This window comes from Scytonema sp. PCC 10023 (assembly GCF_963920835.1).
Lineage (GTDB): Bacteria > Cyanobacteriota > Cyanobacteriia > Cyanobacteriales > Nostocaceae > Kalymmatonema.
The window spans coordinates 1-247 of sequence record NZ_CAWUDP010000408.1 but is presented as its reverse complement, the minus strand read 5'-3'; the positions used below and the strand labels follow the sequence as shown (position 1 = coordinate 247).

The following is a 247-nucleotide window of genomic DNA, read 5'->3' as shown; positions in this document are numbered from 1 at the left end:
TGCTTGTGTGTGCTGCGATAAGCTCGACTGTAGGGATGCCAAACTTTCTAGCGCATTCCCCTTGTTGTTGTGAGCATTGACGTAATTGGGAGCAAGTGTCAGAGCAGTATCGTAAGATGCAATAGCTTGCTCGTACCTAGAGAGTGCTTGTGTGTGCTGCGATAAGCTCGACTGTAGGGATGCCAAACTTTCTAGCGCATTCCCCTTGTTGTTGTGAGCATTGACGTAATTGGGAGCAAGTGTCAGA

General features: G+C 48.2%; 1 protein-coding gene. It reads right to left on the bottom strand.

Annotated features, from left to right (window positions below):
* A partial coding sequence (locus ACM0OZ_RS49380; protein WP_414590242.1) for a tetratricopeptide repeat protein occupies positions 1-247 on the bottom strand: 247 nt, incomplete at both ends.